This window comes from Bifidobacterium sp. LH_416 (assembly GCF_056357055.1).
This window is the reverse complement of record NZ_JBKEVJ010000001.1, coordinates 748221-769165: the sequence shown is the minus strand read 5'-3', so window position 1 is coordinate 769165 and position 20945 is coordinate 748221. Positions and strand designations below refer to the sequence as shown.

At 56.5% G+C, this 20945-nt stretch carries 17 protein-coding genes; 16 read left to right on the top strand and 1 reads right to left on the bottom strand.

Translation table 11 applies throughout. The features are described 5' to 3' along the window. Positions 1 to 165 precede the first annotated feature (165 nt). The 13 genes from AC1AY0_RS03350 to AC1AY0_RS03290 all read left to right on the top strand — a co-directional run bounded on the left by AC1AY0_RS03350 (position 166) and on the right by AC1AY0_RS03290 (position 15922). Positions 166 to 2691 carry an ATP-dependent DNA helicase RecG gene (locus AC1AY0_RS03350; protein ID WP_476522908.1) on the top strand — a complete coding sequence of 842 codons (2526 nt, stop codon included), beginning with the start codon at positions 166 to 168 and terminating at the stop codon, positions 2689 to 2691. Between the two features lie 75 nt (positions 2692 to 2766). Beyond that, on the top strand, positions 2767 to 3486 hold the full coding sequence (locus AC1AY0_RS03345) for a sulfite exporter TauE/SafE family protein (protein ID WP_476522907.1): 720 nt from the start codon (positions 2767 to 2769) through the stop codon (positions 3484 to 3486). Positions 3487 to 3503: 17 nt separating this feature from the next. Continuing rightward, the gene (locus tag AC1AY0_RS03340) at positions 3504 to 4676 is read left to right on the top strand and encodes a PucR family transcriptional regulator (RefSeq protein WP_476522906.1); all 1173 of its coding nucleotides are present in this window, start codon (positions 3504 to 3506) and stop codon (positions 4674 to 4676) included. Between the two features lie 255 nt (positions 4677 to 4931). Then, on the top strand, positions 4932 to 6293 hold the full coding sequence (locus tag AC1AY0_RS03335) for an aminotransferase class III-fold pyridoxal phosphate-dependent enzyme (protein ID WP_476522905.1): 1362 nt from the start codon (positions 4932 to 4934) through the stop codon (positions 6291 to 6293). A gap of 155 nt (positions 6294 to 6448) precedes the next feature. Further along, a complete protein-coding gene (locus AC1AY0_RS03330; protein ID WP_476522904.1) occupies positions 6449 to 7579 on the top strand; it encodes an iron-containing alcohol dehydrogenase family protein in 1131 nt (376 codons plus the stop codon). Positions 7580 to 7630: 51 nt separating this feature from the next. Further along, the gene (locus AC1AY0_RS03325) at positions 7631 to 8566 is read left to right on the top strand and encodes an ABC transporter permease (RefSeq protein ID WP_476522903.1); all 936 of its coding nucleotides are present in this window, start codon (positions 7631 to 7633) and stop codon (positions 8564 to 8566) included. 49 nt (positions 8567 to 8615) lie between these two features. Next, positions 8616 to 9773 (top strand): taurine ABC transporter substrate-binding protein, encoded by a 1158-nt coding sequence (locus AC1AY0_RS03320; RefSeq protein ID WP_476522901.1) that lies wholly within the window; start codon positions 8616 to 8618, stop codon positions 9771 to 9773. Positions 9774 to 9881: 108 nt separating this feature from the next. Next, complete coding sequence (locus AC1AY0_RS03315) at positions 9882 to 10730, top strand: ABC transporter ATP-binding protein (protein WP_476522899.1); 849 nt, start codon at positions 9882 to 9884, stop codon at positions 10728 to 10730. A 21-nt stretch (positions 10731 to 10751) separates the two neighbouring features. After that, positions 10752 to 11369 carry a 16S rRNA (guanine(966)-N(2))-methyltransferase RsmD gene (gene rsmD, locus AC1AY0_RS03310; protein ID WP_476522897.1) on the top strand — a complete coding sequence of 206 codons (618 nt, stop codon included), beginning with the start codon at positions 10752 to 10754 and terminating at the stop codon, positions 11367 to 11369. 4 nt (positions 11370 to 11373) lie between these two features. Further along, positions 11374 to 12294, top strand: coding sequence for an AraC family transcriptional regulator (locus AC1AY0_RS03305; protein ID WP_476522895.1), 921 nt, complete (start codon positions 11374 to 11376; stop codon positions 12292 to 12294). Between the two features lie 105 nt (positions 12295 to 12399). Further along, positions 12400 to 13665, top strand: a complete 1266-nt coding sequence (locus tag AC1AY0_RS03300; RefSeq protein ID WP_476522894.1) for an MFS transporter — start codon at positions 12400 to 12402, stop codon at positions 13663 to 13665. 169 nt (positions 13666 to 13834) lie between these two features. Next, entirely contained in the window at positions 13835 to 14860 is a 1026-nt protein-coding gene (locus AC1AY0_RS03295; protein WP_476522893.1) for an alpha/beta hydrolase fold domain-containing protein, read from the top strand. Between the two features lie 54 nt (positions 14861 to 14914). Further along, the gene (locus tag AC1AY0_RS03290; protein WP_476522891.1) at positions 14915 to 15922 is read left to right on the top strand and encodes an alpha/beta hydrolase fold domain-containing protein; all 1008 of its coding nucleotides are present in this window, start codon (positions 14915 to 14917) and stop codon (positions 15920 to 15922) included. Positions 15923 to 16000: 78 nt separating this feature from the next. Here the strand turns inward: AC1AY0_RS03290 and trmD are convergent, their stop codons facing one another. Then, entirely contained in the window at positions 16001 to 17005 is a 1005-nt protein-coding gene (trmD, locus tag AC1AY0_RS03285; protein WP_476522889.1) for a tRNA (guanosine(37)-N1)-methyltransferase TrmD, read from the bottom strand. Positions 17006 to 17377: 372 nt separating this feature from the next. Here trmD and AC1AY0_RS03280 point away from each other — a divergent pair, with 372 nt between their 5' ends. The 3 genes from AC1AY0_RS03280 (at position 17378) to AC1AY0_RS03270 (ending at position 20932) form a co-directional block, all read left to right on the top strand. Continuing rightward, positions 17378 to 18982, top strand: a complete 1605-nt coding sequence (locus AC1AY0_RS03280; protein ID WP_476525956.1) for a peptidase U32 family protein — start codon at positions 17378 to 17380, stop codon at positions 18980 to 18982. A 30-nt stretch (positions 18983 to 19012) separates the two neighbouring features. Further along, the gene (locus AC1AY0_RS03275) at positions 19013 to 19993 is read left to right on the top strand and encodes a purine nucleoside phosphorylase YfiH/LACC1 family protein (RefSeq protein ID WP_476522887.1); all 981 of its coding nucleotides are present in this window, start codon (positions 19013 to 19015) and stop codon (positions 19991 to 19993) included. A 111-nt stretch (positions 19994 to 20104) separates the two neighbouring features. Beyond that, positions 20105 to 20932: an IspD/TarI family cytidylyltransferase gene (locus tag AC1AY0_RS03270; RefSeq protein WP_476523096.1), complete on the top strand. Its 828-nt coding sequence runs from the start codon at positions 20105 to 20107 to the stop codon at positions 20930 to 20932. Positions 20933 to 20945: the final 13 nt, after the last annotated feature.

The following is a 20945-nucleotide window of genomic DNA, read 5'->3' as shown; positions in this document are numbered from 1 at the left end:
TCCTACAGTCAGTGTTGGAAAACCTACAGTCATGTTGAGCGAAGAATGTGCATGCGGCATATGGTGCTGGCATGAGCATGTATATAGTGCCGGCCATGGGCATGCATACGGTATCGGCATAAGCTGATGGTAGTGGCTCATCTGTTGTGCATAGAATAGGTCCCTATGAGCATCACGTTGAGCACCGCATTGGCATCGCTGATTACGAATAAGCGACGCGTGTCCGCGCTCAAATCACTTGGCATCACCACTGTGGGGGAGGCGCTGACCTATTATCCCTTCCGTGTGACCGATCCAGTACGTTTGCAGACCATTCGCGAGGCACAAATCGGCCAACAGATGGCATTCATGGCTACCGTGCGCGACGTTCGCGTGGTGCCCGGCCGCACGTTTCGCGTAGTAGCCACTGTAGATGATGCTGACTTCGCTCGGACGCGCAATATGCCCGGTGGCACAGCGCAACTCACGTTCTTCGGTGGCCGTAAAAATTACATTGACTGGGTCAGCATGCGGCTTAAAACAAGCCCGATACTCGTCGTATCCGGCACACCCAGCGAATACATGGGGCAATTGCAGTTCACGCACCCTGATTTTCTTTCCGTGGCACCTCCTGAAATGGCTGCGCAGATGCAGTCTGGTGGTGTCAAGCTGAAATATGATGCGGATTCTTTGGATGAGGCACTACTGCGCGTCACCCGTCCACGACCGGTGTACCATGCCAGTTCGCGCATTTCCTCGGAGCATATTCATGAGACGATTTTGAACATCCTGTGGATGATGGGCGCGCGCACCTCGACTTCGCCGGAGGCGCTTGGCACGCCGGGAGCTGTAGCGCTGGCGCCGCCATCCACCGATAGCATCGCTGTGCAGCCGGGGGAGGAGTATCTAGCCGAAGGTGAGAAGCCAAATGACAGCGCGGAATCTGATGCAGCCGAGACATCATCAGCTGGCACATTGAGTCGCTCTATTCCCGATATTCTGCCTGAAACAGTGCGCGAAGCTAAGCATCTCATGCATCGCGCCGAGGCATTCCTCGCTATCCATGATCCTGACTCGCGCGCCCGGTTCAACGAAGCTATCGAAACCTTGCGCTACGAGGAAGCGTTTATCTCCCAAGTATCGCTGCTCAAAGCCAGATCACATGCTCATAAGTCCGCGGCCCACCCCTGCCCGCTGACAACCGATAGTCTGCGCAACCAGTTCATCGCGTCCTTGCCATTTACACTCACTGCAGGGCAGCAGCAAGTTATTGATGATATCGACGCCGACTTGGCCCGCGACTGGCCGATGCAGCGCCTGCTCCAAGGCGAGGTGGGCTCAGGAAAAACCGTAGTGGCGCTCGCCGCCATGCTTCAATCCGTAGACGCCGGCTATCAAGCTGTGTTGGTCGCCCCAACTCAGGTGCTGGCCGAACAGCATGCCGAAACCATTGGACGGATGGTCGAGCATCTCACGCCAACAGTCCCGGTCACATTGCTGACTGGCGGCATGAAACTTGCCGCTCGCCGTAAAGCGCTCGCTGCTGCGGCCAGTGGTGAGCCGGGCATTATCGTGGCAACGCATGCAGCGTTCTCCAAAACCTTCCAGGCCCCGCATCTGGCCTTGGTGGTGATCGATGAGCAACATCGTTTCGGTGTGGAACAGCGTGAAAGCCTTAACGCCAAAACCGATGACGGTACCACACCGCATCTGCTAGTGATGACTGCAACCCCGATTCCACGCACCGCCGCCATGACTTGGTTCGGTGATTTGGATATTTCATGGCTTACCGAGCTGCCGGGCGGCCGCAAGCCGATTCGCACGGTTGTGGTGAACGAGGCCGATGCTCCGACCATGGTACGCATGTTCCAACATATTCGTGCGCGAGTGGACGCAGGGGAGCGGGCGTATATCGTCTGCCCGCGTATTGATGAGGACGATACTGACACCGCGGAGTCTGCTTCCGCTGCGGCGCGCGGTAGTTCTGCTTCTGCCCGCACTGGTTCATCCCGCTCCCGCATCCAGAGCGAAGCGGATGCTATCGGCATCGATAATCCGTATGAAACCTACGACGACAACGGCGAAACCGTGGCGCGCCCGCCACTGCACTCGGTGGAGGAGATCGCCGGCAGACTACAGAAACTCCCGCAATTCGCCGGTATTGCGTTCGCTACGTTGACCGGACGGGATAAAGATGAAGTCAAAACCCAGGTTATGGCTGATTTTGCATCCGGCAAGACGCCGATTCTGGTTTCCACCACGGTGATCGAAGTCGGCGTGGACGTCAAACAAGCCAGCTGCATCGTGATTTTTGACGCCGACCGATACGGGTTGTCGCAGTTGCATCAGCTGCGCGGTCGCGTGGGGCGTGGCGGCACCAATTCGTGGGCGTTCCTGATTTCCCGCGCCGAACCCGGGTCGGTTGCCGAACAGCGACTCGAAGTCATCCATAATTCGCTTGATGGTGCGGAAATCGCCCAAGCGGACTTGGAATTCCGCGGTGCCGGCGATGTGCTGGGTGACGCTCAATCCGGTGGCAAGTCCAGTCTTAAGCTGCTGCGCGTGGTCAAGGATGCGGACATGATTGCCGATGCCCGCGCTCGCGCTGAGCAAGTGCTTGCCGCCGACCCCGAGCTCGCGAACGACGTGCAGCTTGCCGGTGCCGTGCTCGACTTCACTCGCGGTAACGAAACCTTCCTGACCTCCAGCTGAGACGGTAACGCGCCTGTTTACGCGAGCTCGCTACGGTGAGCTTGCGAACATTCACACTTGTCTCAAGGAGTAACAATGGGCGAGACTGCGCGCGATGTGCTGTTTTTGGTCGTGTTGTTTGCCGCGAACGTGATTCAAGCAATCACAGGATTCGCGGGAACCGTGCTCGCCATGCCGTTCTCCATGCTGCTGCTTGGCACTGATACCGCCAAAGTAGTGTTGAATATCACCACATTATTAGCTTGCCTATGGCTCGCCGCACAGCATCATGCGCATATTCGCTGGAGGATTCTCGGCGAAATGGTGGGTTTGATGGCCATCGGTATGGCCGCCGGCATCGCCTTGTATGCCGTGCTGCCATTGGCTCCATTGCAGAAGGCGTATGGCGTATTCATCATCGTGATTGCGCTGAAGAACCTTATCTGGCCTTCGCATGGTGAGCCGCCGCATTGGCTGCTGATTATTATTGTGCTGCTGGCCGGCGTGATTCATGGCATGTTTATCTCCGGTGGCGCGCTGCTGGTGATCTATGCGGCAGTGCGGCTCAAAGATAAGGATGAGTTCCGCGCCACGATGGCGTGCGTGTGGGTGGCATTGAACTCGGTGCTCACTGTGCAGCAAGGTGTGGCCGGTGTGATCACGCCGCATGCGCTTATGCTCAGCGCGGTGTCGATTCCGCCGTTGATTGTGGCTATTATCATCGGCAATCGATTGCAGCGGCACGTCAGCCAGCAGGCATTCCTGAAACTGACATATGTGCTATTGGTGATTTCCGGCGCCTCAATTGTGCTGTAGGTGGTAAGGAGCGAACAATGACGGTTCGACTGAAGGATCTGGTGGAGCAGGCCGCCGACCGCGACATGGTATTGGTGGCCGGCAAAAACGGTCTCGAACGACCGGTGCGCTGGGTGCATATGGTTGAAAACGAGGAGATTGCGAGCTTTCTGGAAGGCCAGGAGATCGCCTTCACCACAGGCATCGGTTTGGAAATGCAGGAAGACCTCTATCCGCTGGTCAAAAGCGCTTACGAATCCGGTGCTACAGGTGTGGTGGTGAACATCGGCCCATTCATCCACCAGATCAGCCCGGAAACCATTCGTTTCTGTGACGAACATGACTTTCCGCTGTTTAAAGTGCCGTGGAGTGTGCATATGGCGCAGATCATGCACAGTTTCAGCTTGGCAATCACGATGAGTGAAAAACACAGCATGGAGCTGGCCGCGGCATTGGAAAACGCCATTTTCCACCCGGACCGCGAAGAAATGTACCTCGAATATCTCGAACAATCCGGATTCGGCAAAGACTGGAACTATTGCGTCACCGTGTTCAGCGCCTGCGGTGAGGCAGGCGGGCATGACGCCGATCGCATCGCCAAGTACTCGCGTGAAGCGGAGTCGCTGATTACCAGAAATCAGTGGCGAGTGGCCGTGGTGCATATCGAAGACCGACTGGTGCTGGTGTTCGCTCGCTATACCGCCGAACAAGTGGAAATGATGGTTCGTGAGATCATGGCGGCGATTCGAGCCCGTGGCATTGTGCTGGAGCGCACATATATCGGAGTTGGTAAAGTCACCAAATCCGCGCGATGCATTGGCAAAAGTTACAATCAGGCGCTCAAACTCGAACGATTGCAGCATTTGCGTGGCCGCGTGGGCGAAGTGGCGTTGTATGACAATTCCGGCATCGACAAACTGCTGCTGGCTGTTTCCGACCGTGCGATCTTAGAAGACTATTACCAAGACAGCATCGGGCCTTTGGTGGAATACGACCGCGTGAACGGTACTGATTTGACTGAAACGCTGCATGCGTATTTCCAGTTCTCTGGGTCGGTGAAAGAAACCGCGGCCAGCATGTTTGTGCATCGCAACACAGTGAGCTACAAACTCAACAAAATCGAAGACATTCTGGGTGTCAGCTTGTCTGATTTCCGCACGCGCGAGTTCCTTTCGGTGGGATTGCAAGTGCGCGAAGTACTGGATTGTTAGGAGGGAGCCTAACACAGTGATTGTGCTGGAGCACAATCATCTTTAGGTTCTGCAATATAGAACGTGAGCTCGTCCGCTCGTAGACTGCAAAGCAATCACGGAATCCACAAGGATTTCATGCAGTCGCCGAACGGATGACATGCAGAAACGCAACGTAGTGCACAGCGAAGCAAATGTTTCGATTGTGTATCATGCACATTTCTGTCTCGTTGTTCTCATTCGTTCGGCTGAACAAGCCCACGAAAGGATGAGACGATGAGCGAATCACTGGCGACCAAGGAACTGACCGGCGAAGAAGTTGCCGAGCTGCACCGCGAGTATGTGATGCAGTCCTGGCACAAGCAGGGCGAGCCGGTGATGCCGGTCAAGTCCGCCAAGGGCATCTACGTCTACGATTACGACGGCAACAAGTACGCCGACATGTCATCCCTGCTGGTGTGTTCCAACCTCGGTCACGAACTGCCTGAGATTGTGGACGCCATCAAGGAACAGGCCGACAAGATGTGCTTCATGGCACCGGCCTACGCTTCCGAACCGAAGTCCAAGCTCGCCAAGATGATTGTGGATTTGGCTGGCTCCGACTTCTACCAGCGTGTGTTCTTCACCAACGGTGGTGCCGATTCCAACGAGAACGCTATCAAGATGGCCCGCATGGTCACCGGCCGTCAGAAGATCTTCAGCTGCTACCGCTCTTACCACGGCTCTACTCTCGGCGCATCCTTCGCCTCCGGCGATTGGCGTCGTTTCGCCACTGAGGCCGGTGGTGCAGCTCTGAGCTTCGTGCACTTCATGAACCCGAACATGTATGAGGACGGCTTCGAGCGCGGCAAGGATGACGCCAAGGTCACCGCCCTGTATCTGAAGCGCCTTGAAGACCAGCTCATCTATGAGAACCCGGACGACGTGGCCGCCATCCTGATGGAATCCATCGTCGGTGCAAACGGCGTGATTCTGCCGCCGGAAGGCTACATGGAAGGTGTGCGCGCCCTGTGCGACAAGTACGGCATTCTGATGATCTGCGACGAGGTTATGGCCGGCTGGTGCCGCACCGGCAAGATGTTCGCCTGGCAAAACTTCGATATCAAGCCCGATATCTTCACCTTCGCGAAGGGCGTCACCTGCGGTTACGTGCCGCTGGGCGGCGTGGTGGTCTCCAAGCAGATTTCCGACTACTTCACCGATCACGTGCTGCAGTGCGGCCTGACCTACTCCGGCCACACGCTGGCCTGCGCCGCTGGCGTCGCCGCTGTGAACTACTACGTCGAGCATGATATTGCTGGCCACGTCAAGGAGATGGAAGGCATTCTGAAACCATTCCTCGAGGAGATGGAAGCCAAGCACAAGTGCGTGGGTGAATCCCGTTGCGTCGGCCTGTTCTCTGCCATGACCATTGTCAAGAACAAGGAAACCCGTGAACTGATGAGCCCGTACCACACCGCCAACCCGGTGATGGGCAAGATCATGGGCGCGCTGAAAGACAAGGGCTTCCTGACCTTCGGCCGTGAAACCAACGTGAACATCTGCCCGCCGCTGACCATCACCGCCGAAGAACTCAAGGCCGAACTGCCCAAGGTCGACGAAGTGCTCACCTGGGTCGACGAAAACTTCTGCGACTGAGACCTTATTGTGGCTCCCCTTGTCAGGGGAGCTGGCAGCCGAAGGCTGACTGAGGGGTAGTCGGAGGGTGCACGTCATGACATTTGACTACCCCTCAGTCACTTCGTGACAGCTCCCCTGACGAGGGGAGCCAATACAGGCAGAAAGGAATAACAATGCTTTGGGATTATCAACAGCCGGTGGCGATACGCTTCGGTAATGGTCGCGTCCGTGAAATCAAGGATGTAGCAGCCGAAATGGGACTGACGGAAGGTGGCCTGCTCGTCTCCGAACGCCTCTTCGCCCAGAACGGCACCGCCGAAAAAATCGTCAAGGATTCCGAAGGTGCCATCACCGAAATCTTCTCTGACTTCTCGCCCAACCCGGACGTCACCGAAGTGGACAAGGCCGCAGCCCTGATTCGCGAGAAGAACCTGAAGTTCGTAGTGGCCATGGGCGGCGGCAGCGCGATGGATCTTGCCAAGTCGGCCGCCAGCATTGCCTTGACGAACGACTCCATCACCGAATACCACGGTACTGGAAAGCCTATGCCGCAGGAGCATCTGCCAATCATCGCCGTACCGACCACGGCGGGCACCGGCTCCGAAGTCACCTGCGTATCCGTGCTCACCAACCGAGCCCTTGGCAAGAAAGCACCGATTGTCTCGGATGGCTTCTTCCCATCCGTGGCCATCATCGACCCGGAACTCACCTACTCAGTACCGCCGCATGTCACCGCATCCACCGGCATGGACGTGCTAAGCCAGGCCATTGAAGGCTACTGGAGCAAAGGCCACCAGCCCATCTGCGACGCCTGCGCCATTCACGCGGCTCCGCTGGTCTTCAAGTACCTGCCCATCGCCGTGGCCGAGCCGGACAACGTTGAAGCCCGTCAGAAGATGTGCGAAGCCTCGGTTATCGCTGGACTGGCGTTCACTTTGCCGAAGACCACCTCATCGCACGCCTGCTCCTTCCCGCTGACCAACATCCACGGCATTCCGCATGGTGAGGCTTGCGGCTTGACCTTGGACTGGTTCGCCCGCATCAACAAGGATGCCCAGCATGACCGCGTGCAGGAATTCGCCAAGGCCATCGGTTTCGCGGACGTGGACGCAATGGCGGACGCCATCCACGACTTGAAGGTCAAGATCGGACTGCGCACAGGACTGAAAGACCTCAACCTGAGCGCTGAGCAGATTGCCGATCTAGTGCGCATCAGCCGCCACCCGAACCTGTACAACAACCCAGTCGAAATCACTGATGAGATGCTGCAGGACATGTACGAGCACCTCGCGGCAACCGACTGACCGATTGATTCCGATATCGATAAGGCAGATGCGACGGAGAGAGGAACGATTATGAGCGATGCAACAACACCGACTCCCAATACCACCAATGCCTCAGATACTCCTGTGGTAGCCGGTACGGCAGTAGCTGGCACTTCGATTGTGGAGAATGCGGCTACGGTTAAGCGCAAGCCTATGCCGGCATGGATGAAGTCGAAGAAAATCCAGCCGCTGATTTCGCTGATACTGCTCATCGCCGTATGGTGGGCAGTCACTTCGGCAGGGCTCATCAACTCGCTGTATCTGCCCGGCCCGAAGGCCGTGTGGGATGCGTTTATCGAAGCCAACAGCTGCCGCCCGGCCTCGGAAGGCTCCTCGCGTATCGTGTGCGGCGAGCAGCAGTACTTCCTCTGGCAGCATCTGGTGGTGTCGTTGGAGCGTATCGGCATTGGCATGGCCTTGGGTATTGTGGTCGGCGTGCTGGTTGGTTTCATTCTGGCTGAAATCGGCTGGCTCAACCGCATCATCCTGCCGTACATCAACTTCATTCGTGCCCTGCCGCCGCTGGGATACATCGGTCTGTTGATTGTCTGGTTCGGCATCGGTGACACCACCAAGATTTGGTTGCTGTTCCTCGCAGCATTCCCGCCGATTGTGCTGGCTACCGTTGACGGCATCAACGGAGTGAACCGCGACCGTGTGAATTCGGCGCTCTCCCTCGGCGCTTCCCGCCCCAAAGCATTCCTGTTCGTCGTGTTCCCGAGCGCATTGCCTTCCATTATGAACGGCATCCGCCTGGCAGTCGGCTTCGCATGGACCACCGTGGTGGCCGCCGAATTGAACAACGGTATTCCGGGCATCGGTGCACTCGCCTATCTCTCTGGTACCGAGCTCAATACGCCGCTGACCATCGCCTGCATCTTCGTCATCGGCATCGCGGCTCTGCTGCTTGATTGGCTGATTCTCGGCATCACCCATCTCGTAACGCCGTGGGTGGGCAAGGAATAACAACCGCCTTTCGACTCTACGTAGGGCGTCATCAGAGAGGAACTTGGAAATGCTTGAGAACACAACCGCAACTGCGGCAATCAATGAACGTGAAACATCGCGTGAAACCTCACGCATGATTCGTGGAACACATCGTGAAACAATCCGCAAAGCTGGCGCCTTGCTGGTAGCGGCCACTTTGCTCACCAGCCTTGCCGGCTGCGGCAAAATGCCCACCGCCGATGAGCTCGTCGGCAACACCTCGGGCGCAGCAGTCACCGATTGCCCAGTGCCATCCGCCAAGAACGAGGACTTCAAGGGCACTATCCGCATCGCATGGCAGGCCATTCCGAACGCGGACCTCATCGTCAAAGACAAGGGTCTGCTGGAGGCATGCCTGCCGAACGCCACTATTCAGTGGAGCCAGTTCAACTCCGGTGGTGATGTGATTCAGGCCTTCGGCTCGAATTCGCTGGATATCGGCCTTGCCGGTTCCTCCCCGGCTGTGCGTGCGGCATCCGCTCCGCTGAACCTGCCGGTCAAGGTGATTTGGATTCACGACATCATCGGTGACGCGGAATCGCTCGTGGCCCGCGGTGGTGACTACAAGTCCATTAAGGACCTCGCCGGCAAGAACATCGCTGTGCCGTTCGGTTCCACATCGCACTTCTCGCTGCTGTCCGCGCTGCATAACGCCGGCATGAACGAGACCAGCGTGAACCTCATCAACCTGGACCCGGATAAGATGTCCGCCGCATGGACCCGTGGCGAAATCGACGCGGCATGGGTGTGGGATCCGGTGCTGAGCACCTTGAAGGCAGACGGCGGCACCATCGTGACCTCCAGCGCGGCCACCGCAAAAACCGGTTCCGCCACCTACGACATGGAACTCGCCACTGACTCGTTCATCAAGGCCAACCCGAAAGTCATGGAAACCTGGACCGCCATGGAGAACTACGCAGCTGGCCTGATCTCCAGCAAGACGGATGATTCTGCCGAATCCATCTCCACGATTCTGGGCAATTCCGTGTCCGACGTGAAGAAGCAGTTCAAGGGTTACACCTACCCGCAGGCCAAGGAACAGAGCGACATCTTCCACGGCCAGCTGCCCGGCATCTTCAAAGACACCGCTGAATTCCTGAAAACCCAAGGCAGCTTGGACAAGGTGAGCGACGACTACTCCAGCGTGCTCTACACCGACGCCATCGACCAAATAGCCAAGCAATAACACAATATCTGGCTCCCCGGGCATGTTCTTAGGCTCTCCTTGTCAGGGGAGCTGGCCGCGAAGCGGACTGAGGGGTAGTTGTTTAGGAAATATTGAAAGGACGTAATCATGGCTGACAACAACGCACTCACCTGGGGTGAGCTCACCGAGAAGAAGACCATGGACGATCAGGGCGTGGCCGTCGACATTCGAGGCGTCAACAAGCGCTTCATCACCCAGCAGGGCGATCAGGTCACCGCCCTCCACGACATCAACCTGACCATCAACAAGCATGATTTCATCTGCGTGGTGGGCCGCTCCGGTTGCGGCAAAACCACGTTGCTCAACATGCTGGCCGGTTTCGAAAAGCCCACCGATGGCGAGCTGGTCTCCGGCGGCGTAGCCATCAACGGCCCAAGCCCGAAGCGCGGCGTGGTATTCCAGAAGCCGCCGCTCTACCCATGGCTCACCGTGCGCAAGAACGTGGAATTCGGCATGAAAATGCAGGGCGTGCCGGCTGGTGAGCGCAAGAAGAAGGCCGATCACTTCCTTGATCTGGTGGGCTTGACGTCTGCGGCGGACCGCCGCCCGTACGAGCTGTCCGGTGGTATGCAGCAGCGTGCGCAGATCGCCCGCGTGCTCGCCACCGAACCGGATTTGATTCTGATGGATGAGCCGTACGGCGCTTTGGACGCCCTGACCCGTGAAAAGCTGCAAAACGAACTGCTGCGCATCTGGCGTGAGCGCCACAGCACCGTATTCTTCATCACTCACAGCGTGGATGAGGCGATTTTCCTGGCCACACGCGTCATCGTGATGAGCGCACATCCCGGCACGGTGAAAATGGACATCCCAATCACTATTCCGCGCGATCCGGATGATCCGGACAATATGGAAAAGGTTCGCGCCACCCCCGAATTCGTGAAGCTGCGCGAGGAAATCACCCAGGCCATCTACGTCCAAGACGATCAGGAATAGGCACGGGCTAAGCTAATAGCCATGCGCGTAATTTCTGGACGATTCAAAGGCGTGGCACTGGCCACCCCGAAAACCGGCACCCGCCCCACCACGGACCGTACCAAGGAGGCTATTTTCTCCCACCTTGACTCATGGGGAGTGTTGGATGATGCCCGCGTGTTGGACCTGTTCGCCGGCACCGGTGCGCTTGGCATCGAGGCGTTGAGCCGAGGCGCGTGCGAACTGGTGGCCGTGGAAAGCTCCCGCCCGGCTGCCGCGCTGATCACCAAAACGTTGGCTGATCTTAAGAAGAATCGTTCGTGGAGCGATAATCTTCGCGCTCGCGTGCTGGTGAAAAAAGCTGAGGCGGTGGCGGATGGCTTCGGCGAGCCGTTCGACGTGATTTTCATCGATCCGCCGTACGCCTACGAAACCGAAGCCTGCGACCAGTTGCTTGCCGATTTGGCAGCCGGTTCCGCCACCAATGAGCATACGGTGATTATGCTCGAACGTTCGATTCGCTCTGATGACCCTTCCGCTCCGGAAGGCTGGGAAATCACCGAGCAACGCAACTATGGCGAAACCGCAGTCTTCTATATTGAGCCTGCTGTGCCGGAAACGCAAGCTGATCAAGCTGATCAAGCCGAACAAGGCGAGTGACCTCATGTTCACGCCAGAAGCCTCGCAGCGGATGTTCCACATTGATCAGAACCTTGATTATGACGCGGTTATCGATGGCGACCGCCACGAATCATGGGGATGCTCTCCGATTTGCCCCGCTATTGTTCGCGTGCATACGGAAATGCCGGCACAAGATGTGCCACTGCACTGGCATTTAGGCAGTGAGCTTATCTATTCCAGGCATGGGCGAGTGGATATATTCCTGGATGGTGAACAAACAACTGTTGATGATGGCCAGCTGTGCCTCATCAGCCCGAAAAGCCTGCATTCCATTCATCCCCGCCCATATCAGGATGGGCAATGTTCGCTATCCATCACGTTCGATGGTGAATATCTGTCCCGATTGAATACTGGCCTATCCAACCGGCAACTGCTGCAAGGTGTGGCATTGGGCCGCGGCTGCAAACGTACCGCTGATGAGCTGGTCAGCCTATGCGAACGCATGATTAACTGCGTATTCGATGAATCCGATATGCAGTTGATTCGCATGAACCAACTGCTGTTTGCGATGCTGTGCCACATCGATGATGAGTGGACCATTGATGATAACGAAGCCTCTACGACTGCTGCCATCGGCGATATCCAGCACATCACCGACTATATGAGCACTCATTTTGCCAGCGATGTTACCATCGCCGATATCGCACAACAGTTCGGATATTCGCGTGAATATTTCTCTCGCATGTTCAAACGTTGCTCTGGCATCACCCCTGACCAATATTTGACGGAGATTCGATTGCAATCATCAGTTGATGATTTATTGAACGGCGACTTCACCATCGCACAGGTTGCCGAGCGCAACGGATTCTCCCATCCGCGCTCGCTGGCTCGTGCTTTTGCCGCCAGATTTGGCATGACTCCGGCTGTATTCCGCCGCCATTATCGCGAACAAGTCACAAAGTGACGGATTAGGGTCAATTTTTTGCCCAGTTGACACTATGTGAACTCCGTATGCTGAAAACACATTTGCAGAAGAAAGCAAATAGGTTGAAAGCAAAGGAGCTTCATAATGAGCAACGAACCCGCAATCGCCGGCACTCAGGATGCCGTGGCCGCGCTGCCGCAAAGCGGTGGCGCACGCGCCCTGCTGAAAAGCGCGATTCTGTCCCTGTCCCTGCTGCTGTGCAGTGTTTCCGTGACCATGGCCGTGGTCTCCAGCCTCAAGCAGGACTTCCCGAACGCCTCCACTATGGAGCTGCAGTCATTCGTTAACGTGCCGGTTATCGGCGGTATCATCGCCACGCTGGTCGGCGGCTTCCTGGCTAACAAGGTTGGTAAGAAGAACCTGTGCTTGCTGGGCACGCTGCTGTGCTTCGCTGGTGGTTTCCTGCCGATGTTCGTGCCGTCGCTCACTTTGAAGATTGTGCTGCGAGTTATCTGCGGCTTCGGCGTTGGCCTGATTCAGCCATTGTCCGCATCGCTGATCGTCGATTGCTTCAAGGGCCGTGAAGCCGATACGATGATGGGCATCCAGTCCGCCATGGTGGGCTTGGGCGCCACCATCTTCTCCTCCGCCATCGCCGGCATCATGACCTTCGACTGGCACTACTTCTACTTCGTCTACTTCTTCGCTCTGCTGGTCTTCTTCTTCGTGCTGGTGTTCGTGCCGAACAGCGTGAACGAAATCGGTAAGGTCCACAAGAGCGAGCAGGCCGGCGAAGCAAAGCCGAAGCGCACCAAGATGCCGTTCGGCGCCTACTTCGGCATGATTCTGCAGATCGTGTTCGCCACCGGTTACGGCTTCTACACGGTGAACCTGTCCCTGGCCGCTGAGGAAACCGGTGTTATCACCGCCGTCCAGGCCGCTACCGTGATGACCGTCGTGTCCATCTCCTCCTTCATCGGTGGCTTCCTGTTTGGCTTCGCCAAGCGCTTCGTCGGCATGTTCATCGGCATCATCGCCATCGCCATGGAAGCAGCAGGCCTGTTCCTCTGGGCCAACACCGCATCCCTGGGCGCATGGTATGCCGCTGCAGTGCTCTTCGGTGTCGGCTTCTGCTGGTTCATGCCATACGTGAACTTCCTGGTCAACGAGCACACTGATCCGACTATCTCCGCTCAGGCTACCTCCTACGCCTTCTTCGGCAACTCGGTTGGCTCCTTCCTGCCGACGTACGCATTTGCTGCACTTGGCGCTCTCACTGGTCTGACCAGCACTTGGAAGTCGCTGAACGAGGCCGGCGTGATGATGATCATCTGCATCGTCATGGTGCTTGTCTTCAACGCCTTCGATAAGAAGAAGCCGGCAGCCGTCGAAGCCGAGCCAGCCAAGTAACCCAAAACCCAAGAATCGTAAGGGCATCCGCCCTATGCATTGAATTCCCAACAGGTGGCGGTCATATGGCCGCCACCTTCATAAACAGGTACGCCACTGCCAATCCAATACGCCAATACGTCCGCCTGAATGAATTGTTTATCAGCAACGAAGCTAAGGAACTATCATCATGAACTGCCCAACCACTGACCACACTGCCCCCGATATCGAATCCATGGTGGCACCGCCGTCTGCTCAGCCGCTTGACCCCATCCCAACTCCGATTCCGGAAACCAAGAACTTCCCCCATACTGATGAAGTGCCGGAAGGCTGCATCGTGCTCGATGAACCTACTGAGGATTCCTTCGGTTACCCGGTTGATATGGAACAGGTCACTTACGTCACCCGTGAGCTCGCAGACGGAACCTCCGTTGATATGCCGTTGTGGGTGTTCACTCCTGGTGTAGATAACATGCCTGAAGGCCAGATTCCAGAGGGCGGCTGGCCGGTAATCGTCTTCGTGCGCGGTTCCGCATTCCATGAGCAGAATGTGCTCGACTATCTCAACTACTATGTGCGTATCGCCGAACAGGGCTATGTGGTGGCCGCAGTCAAATACCGCCCGAGCGATGACGCCCCATTCCCCGCGCAAATGCAGGATTGCAAGACCGCAGTGCGTTTCATGCGCGCCAATGCCGAACGATTCCACGCCAACAAGGATCGCGTGGCACTGTGGGGCGACTCCTCCGGTGGTCACACGGTTCTGATGGCTGGTTTTACTGGTGATACTGCGCCGGATACTCCGGATTATCAGCCGGTGAGCGCTGAGGTGAAGTGCATTGTGGACTGGTATGGCCCGACCGACTTCGCCATGATGAACCATTACCCCAGCTCCCAGAATCATCATGTTCCCGAATGCCCGGAAGGCGTGGAAATCGGTGGCGTCGATGTGCTCGAACACCCAGATCTGAACCGTGCAGCCTCTCCGATGACTTATCTGAGCGCTGATCGTCCGACTCCGCCGACGCTCATCATGCACGGTGGCCGCGATCAACTCGTGCCGTTCAATCAGAGCTGCCGTCTGTATGCCACGATGAAGGCGCTCGGCAAGGACGTAACCTTCTACAAGCTTGACAATTCCTGCCACGCTTGCTACGGCTTCCGCAGCGATGCGGCACTGGGCATTGTGTTCGACTGGCTGAAGAATCGACTGTAGATTCCGCGAAGACAGTACGTTCCCGAGCATTACATGTTGAATAAGGAAATTCCCATGACCTACATTGATATCGAATCTATGGTTGATGCGCCTGCTGCCGAGCCGCTCACGCCTATTCCCACGCCGCCCGACCGGGTTGCACAGTTCCCGCGGACTGAGGAAACACCCGAAGGCTGCATCGTCATTGACAATCTTGCTACGGATGACTTCCTGTATTCCACCTACATCACCCAGGAAACATACGTAACTCGAACGCTTGAAAACGGTGAGGAACTGCCGCTTTCCATGGATATCTACACACCGTTCCACGATGACGGCAATATGCCGAATGGCAGGCCCGACGCTGGCTGGCCGGTGATTGTATACATGCGAGGAGCTGCCTTCCACAAGCCGAACCCGTCAAGCTTCAACAGTCTGTATATCCGACTGGCGGAAAAGGGTTATGTGGTAGTGGTTCCTGAATACCGCCCGAGCGATGTTGCGCCATTCCCGGCTCAAATGCAGGATTGCAAAACCGCAGTACGCTATGTGCGCGCCAATGCCGAACGCCTTGGCATTGATGCAGACCGCATTGGTCTGTTCGGTGATTCCGCAGGTGGTCACACGGTGCTGATGGCTGGTTTTACTGGGGATACTGCGCCGGATACTCCGGATTATCAGCCGGTGAGCGCTGAGGTGAAGTGCATTGTGGACTGGTATGGTCCGACCGACTTCGCCATGATGAACTACTATCCGAGCTCCCAGAACCATGCGCCGGCCGAATGCCCAGAGGGCATGGAAATCGGTGGCGTGAATGTGCTGGAACATCGTGATTTAAGCCGCAACGCCTCGCCTATGACCTATTTGGATGCTGATCGTCCGACTCCGCCGACGCTCATCATGCACGGCGGCCGTGATCTGCTGGTACCGTTCAATCAGAGTTGCCGTCTGTATGCCACGATGAAGGCGCTCGGTAAGGACGTAACCTTCTACAAGCTTGGTAATGCCAGCCATGCTGCCTATGGCTTCCGCAGTGAGCGTGCTGTTGGCTTAGTGCTCGACTGGCTCGCCGAACGACTGTAAGACGCATATCGGCTATACAAGAAGTGCGGTTCTCCAATCATCTGGAGAACCGCACTTCTTGTATGTGCTCAGTATGTATTAGTTCAGTTTGCGCGGGTGAGCGGCGGAAACCTCCCAGCCCAGAGCCATCAGCGTTTTACGATCGGCCTTATCCAAAGCCTTGCAATCCAACGCTTTAATAAGATCCGGACGAATTTCATTGGTGCGAGTCAATGCTTCATCGCGGCGGAAGCGATCCACCTTGCCATGGTCACCGGAAAGCAGCACATCCGGAACCTTCAAGCCGCGCCATACAGCCGGCTTTGTGTACTGACGATGCTCCAGCAGCGCACCCTCACCGGTATAGGATTCCTCCACAATCGAATCAGGATTGCCCATGAATCCCGGCATGAGGCGCGTAATCGCCTCAAGCATTACGGAAACCGCCACTTCACCGCCGTTGAGCACATAATCACCGATGGAATATTCGCGTACATCAATGCCTTGCGCACGGTAATAATCAGGAATACGCGAATCGTAACCCTCATAGCGACCGCAGCCGAACAGCAAATGATCAGCGCGGCTTAATTCAGTGGCATCGCGCTGAGTAAACAGCGGAGCAGATGGGTTCGGGAAAATCAGCACGGGTGCAGATTCCTGAGATACTGCAGTGTCATCGCTGTCTGCAGAGTCGCTGTTGCTACTGTCTACGGATCCATCTTCCGTGATGATATCTGCGGAATTATCATCAGCAACAGCATCGTCTGTATCATCGTGAATTTCAGAGAAATCAAGGATTTCTTCATCGGGGGAATCCGCAGATTCAGAAGTGGGGAATACGAGTTCCTCTGACGAATCGTCCTCGGCGGGGGTTTCCAATCCGAGCAGCTCATCTAAGCATTCCGCCCACACTTCAGGCTTCATTACCATGCCTGCACCACCGCCGACCGGAGTATCGTCCACCGAATGATGCACGTCGTGGGTCCAGTCGCGCAGATTATGCGCGGTAATCTCCAGCAGACCCTTGGACTGGGCCTTACCCATCAGGCTCAGATTGAGCACCTCGAAGTATTCGGGGAACACACTCACAATATCGATTTTCATGACATTAAGCTTACAGTCACCCTTCCATAAAGAATCATGTGGCCTGACTGTAGGATTTCTGACTTTGACTGTAGGATTTCCAACACCGACTGTAGGTTTTCCGACGTTATTTGTCCGATTCCCTACAGTCGGTGTTGGAAATCCTACAGTCAAAGTCAGGAAACCTACAGTTTGTGTTGGAAATCCGACAGTCATGAAATTGGGACGGTATGACCATCAGCGTATGACCATCAGTGTGGGACCATCAACGTGGGGCCATCAACGTGGATAGCGGTTTCGCGCTCGTGAAGAGTCGTTTGCAAGAGTGTGAGGCTGCCTCATGGCAGCGCATTACAGACCCGCCATTACACTATTACCCTGATGAATACGACGATGAGAATCCCCACACGTAAAAAGCCCGAAGTGCTGTCTCCAGCCGGTAACCTGCGCGGCCTTAAAGCTGCAGTCGATTATGGCGCGGACGCCGTGTACTGCGGTGGCAAGGCTTTCGGCATGCGCTCGGCTCCCAAGAACCTGAGCCTCGAGGATTTCGAAGAAGGCTCTCGCTATGCGCATGAGCGTGGCGCTCGCGTATATGTGACCTGCAATGTACTGCCGCGCAACAATGAGATTGAAGCCATGCGTGAGTATGTGGGTCAGTTGAAAGACACCGGTGTGGACGCGCTGATCGTCTCTGATATCGGTGTGATGATGATGGCCCGCCAAGTGGCTCCGAACCTCGAATTGCATGTGTCCACGCAGGCCGGCGTCACTAATTACCAGGCTGCGAATGCGTTCTATGAACTCGGTGCTCGCCGCGTGGTGCTGGCGCGTGAAATGGATTTGCAGGCCGTGCGCGATATTCGCGCGAACATCCCCGATGATCTTGATATCGAATGCTTTGTGCACGGTGCCATGTGCATGGCCTTCTCCGGTCGTTGTCTGTTCTCCAATTATTTGACCGGTCGCGATGGCAATCATGGTGAATGTGCACAGCCATGCCGTTGGAAGTATTCGATTGTGGAAGAAAAGCGCCCTGGTCAGTACTTCCCGATTGAACAGACCAAGGATGGTGCCTACCTGTTCAACTCGCAGGATATGAACATGCTTGAGCATCTGGATGATTTGATTGACTCCGGTGCCACAAGCTTGAAGATCGAAGGTCGTGCGAAAAGCGCCTACTATATCGCCGCTATGACCAACGCCTATAAAACAGCGGTGAACGAATACATGATTCAACGCGGATTCGAAACCGCTGATGGCATAGTGCTGAAGCCTTTCCGCGACCGGGTGATTCGCCCGAGCGACCCTGATTATGAGGAGTCGCATACCGAGGATGCCGTGATGCGCAATGCGGACGCCGCATTCGCCGGTGTGGCAGATGAGGGCTACGATCGCGCGCCGGAATCGGAATCGATTGAGGTTGCCGATGGTGCTGCTGCTACCGAGCAGCCAAAGTCGGAGTCGAAGCCGGAGCCTGACGGCATGAGCTCCCACGCTCGCTCCACTCGTCGCAAGGCCAATAGGGCCGTGGAAATCATTGAAAGCGATTGGAAGCATGCGGCAGTACGCCCGGCGCCGCATGTCGAATTGCCGCAGTGGCTGCTTGAGGAAACCGATAAGGTGGCTCATCGCGACTACTCCACCGGTTTCTACTACCCCGAGCACAAGGTGACGCAGAACACCGATCGCTCCGCCTACTTCCGTTCCTGGCTGGTGGTTGGCGAAGTGCTGAGCTGGAGTGCCGATGAAGGCGGGCGCGTAACGCTGATGAGCCGCAATAAAATCGAGCCCGGCCAGGAAGTCGAATTCCTGCTGCCCGGCGAACGTCCGCTGGTCTTTACCGTGCCGGCAGACGGATTGCGTGACGCCGAAGGATTGCCGGTTCCCGCCATCAATAATCCGGCGCACGTGTTCTCGATGCCATGCCCGCATCAGGTTCCGATTAATGCCGCCATTCGCTCGCGTACCAAGAAACCGACGTTGAAGGCTGAGTAATTCGCCTTCTGGCAAGAAAGACCGATAGTTATGACCGAATACTCTGAAGAAATCATTGATTCCAGTGCTATGAGCTCCACCGACCGCAATGGTCGCCCGATTCCGGTAACCATTCCTATCGCTCTGGCGCCTGGCATCACCGTGGTCTACACCACTCGACTCGGTGGCCTGTCTACCGGCGATTACGGCAATCTGAACCTTGGCGGCAAGTCCGGCGATGATCCTGAGGCTGTGTTGTCGAACCGTATTGCGCTCGCCGATGCGATTCATGCTCCGCTGTCGCTTGTTTCCCAAGTGCACTCTGGTGTGGCCGTTGATATCGACGAGCCTGGCCATGAGCCGAACACTGATTTTGGTTTCGACGCCTCAGGCACACACGGTGAGGAGGCAGCAGCCGTTATTGAAGCGGATGGTCAGGTTACTTCGCGTGCAGACATTGCTCTGGGCATGTTTGCTGCCGACTGCTTGCCGGTGCTGATGGCTGATCCGGAAACCGGCATCATCGGTGCTGCTCACTGTGGTCGCCGTGGTCTGGAACGCGGCATTATTGGTGCCACGGTGGAACTGATGAAGCTCAAGGGTGCCGAGCCGAGCCGTATTATCGCCACGCTGGGCCCCCGTATTTGCGGTGAGTGCTATGAAGTCGGTGACGATATCGCCGATCAGTTCATCAAGCGATTCCCTCTGACCAAAACCCAGACCCGATTCGGTGGTGCTGGCATTGATATTGCCGAGGCCGCAATGATTGACTTGGCATTCGCCGGTGTACATCAGGTAGTTGATTCCATGCCTCGCGTACATGCCGCCACCGAATATCTGGAAGCAGACGCGGAGCTTGCCGAACTGTGCCGTACCGATGGCGAAGGCTCTGCCGAATTGGCTGAGCGTATTGGCAACATTAGCCACAGCATGTGCACGCTTGAGAACCCGCTGTGGTATTCGCATCGCCGCGCCGCTCTGGCTGGCAAAGCCCACGAAGGCCGTCTCCTCGCCCTCATTGTGCGCCACTAGCGCGCACATTCCGTGGAGAACATGTGACGCAGGTCACGAACGGCCATGCCTCACCCTACGGTTGTGCCTATGACTGAGACTGAGAGAACGAACGAGACTTCTAACGATGAGATGACCGCCGTCCCCGAGACGCAGGCTAAAGCGCAGACTGCGCCGGTGGTTGCTGTAGTGCTTGCTGCTGGCTTCGGCACGCGCTTCGACCCGGAGAATCCCAAGCAACTTGTCTCCGTGGGCGGCAAGCCCATCGTGTGTTGGAGTATTGAAGCCTTTGAGCGGTGCGCACGCGTGAGTGACATTGTCGTAGTGGTCAATAGCAAAGTGCGTAACGAGGTTGAATCGTTAATCGATCAGCAGGGCTACAGCAAAGTACGCGTGGTAATCGATGGCGGTGCAGAACGCGTGGATAGTACGGCTGCAGCATTAGATACCTTGGCTGCAGCCGGTATTCCTGACAATGCCAAGATTCTTATCCATGATGCTGTGCGTCCGTTCGTTGCGCAGTCTGCCATCGACGGTTCGATTGACGCGCTGGATCAGTTCAACGCGGCAACCGTGGCTTTTGCCTCTACCGATACTGTGTTGCTGACTGAAGACTTAGGCGATCTCAAGGTAGTCAAATCCGTGCCTGACCGCCCGAATACCTACCGTGCGCAAACGCCTCAGTCCTTCCGCTTTGCCACGATTCGCAAAGCCTACGAGCTTGCGGCAGCCGATCCGGACTTCCACCCTACGGACGATACGCGCGTAGTGGTCGATTACATGCCGGGCGAACCTGTGGCCATTGTCTCCGGTGCGGAAACCAATCTGAAAATCACCACGTTGGAAGATATTCCCACCGCTGAGCGTATTGCCGAGCAGTTGGAAGGCTTTGATCCTAAGGAAGCGGCCCGCGCTCGCATGCACGCGCTGCTTGCCCAGGCTGCTGGTCAGATGCGATAAGTCGATGTGATAC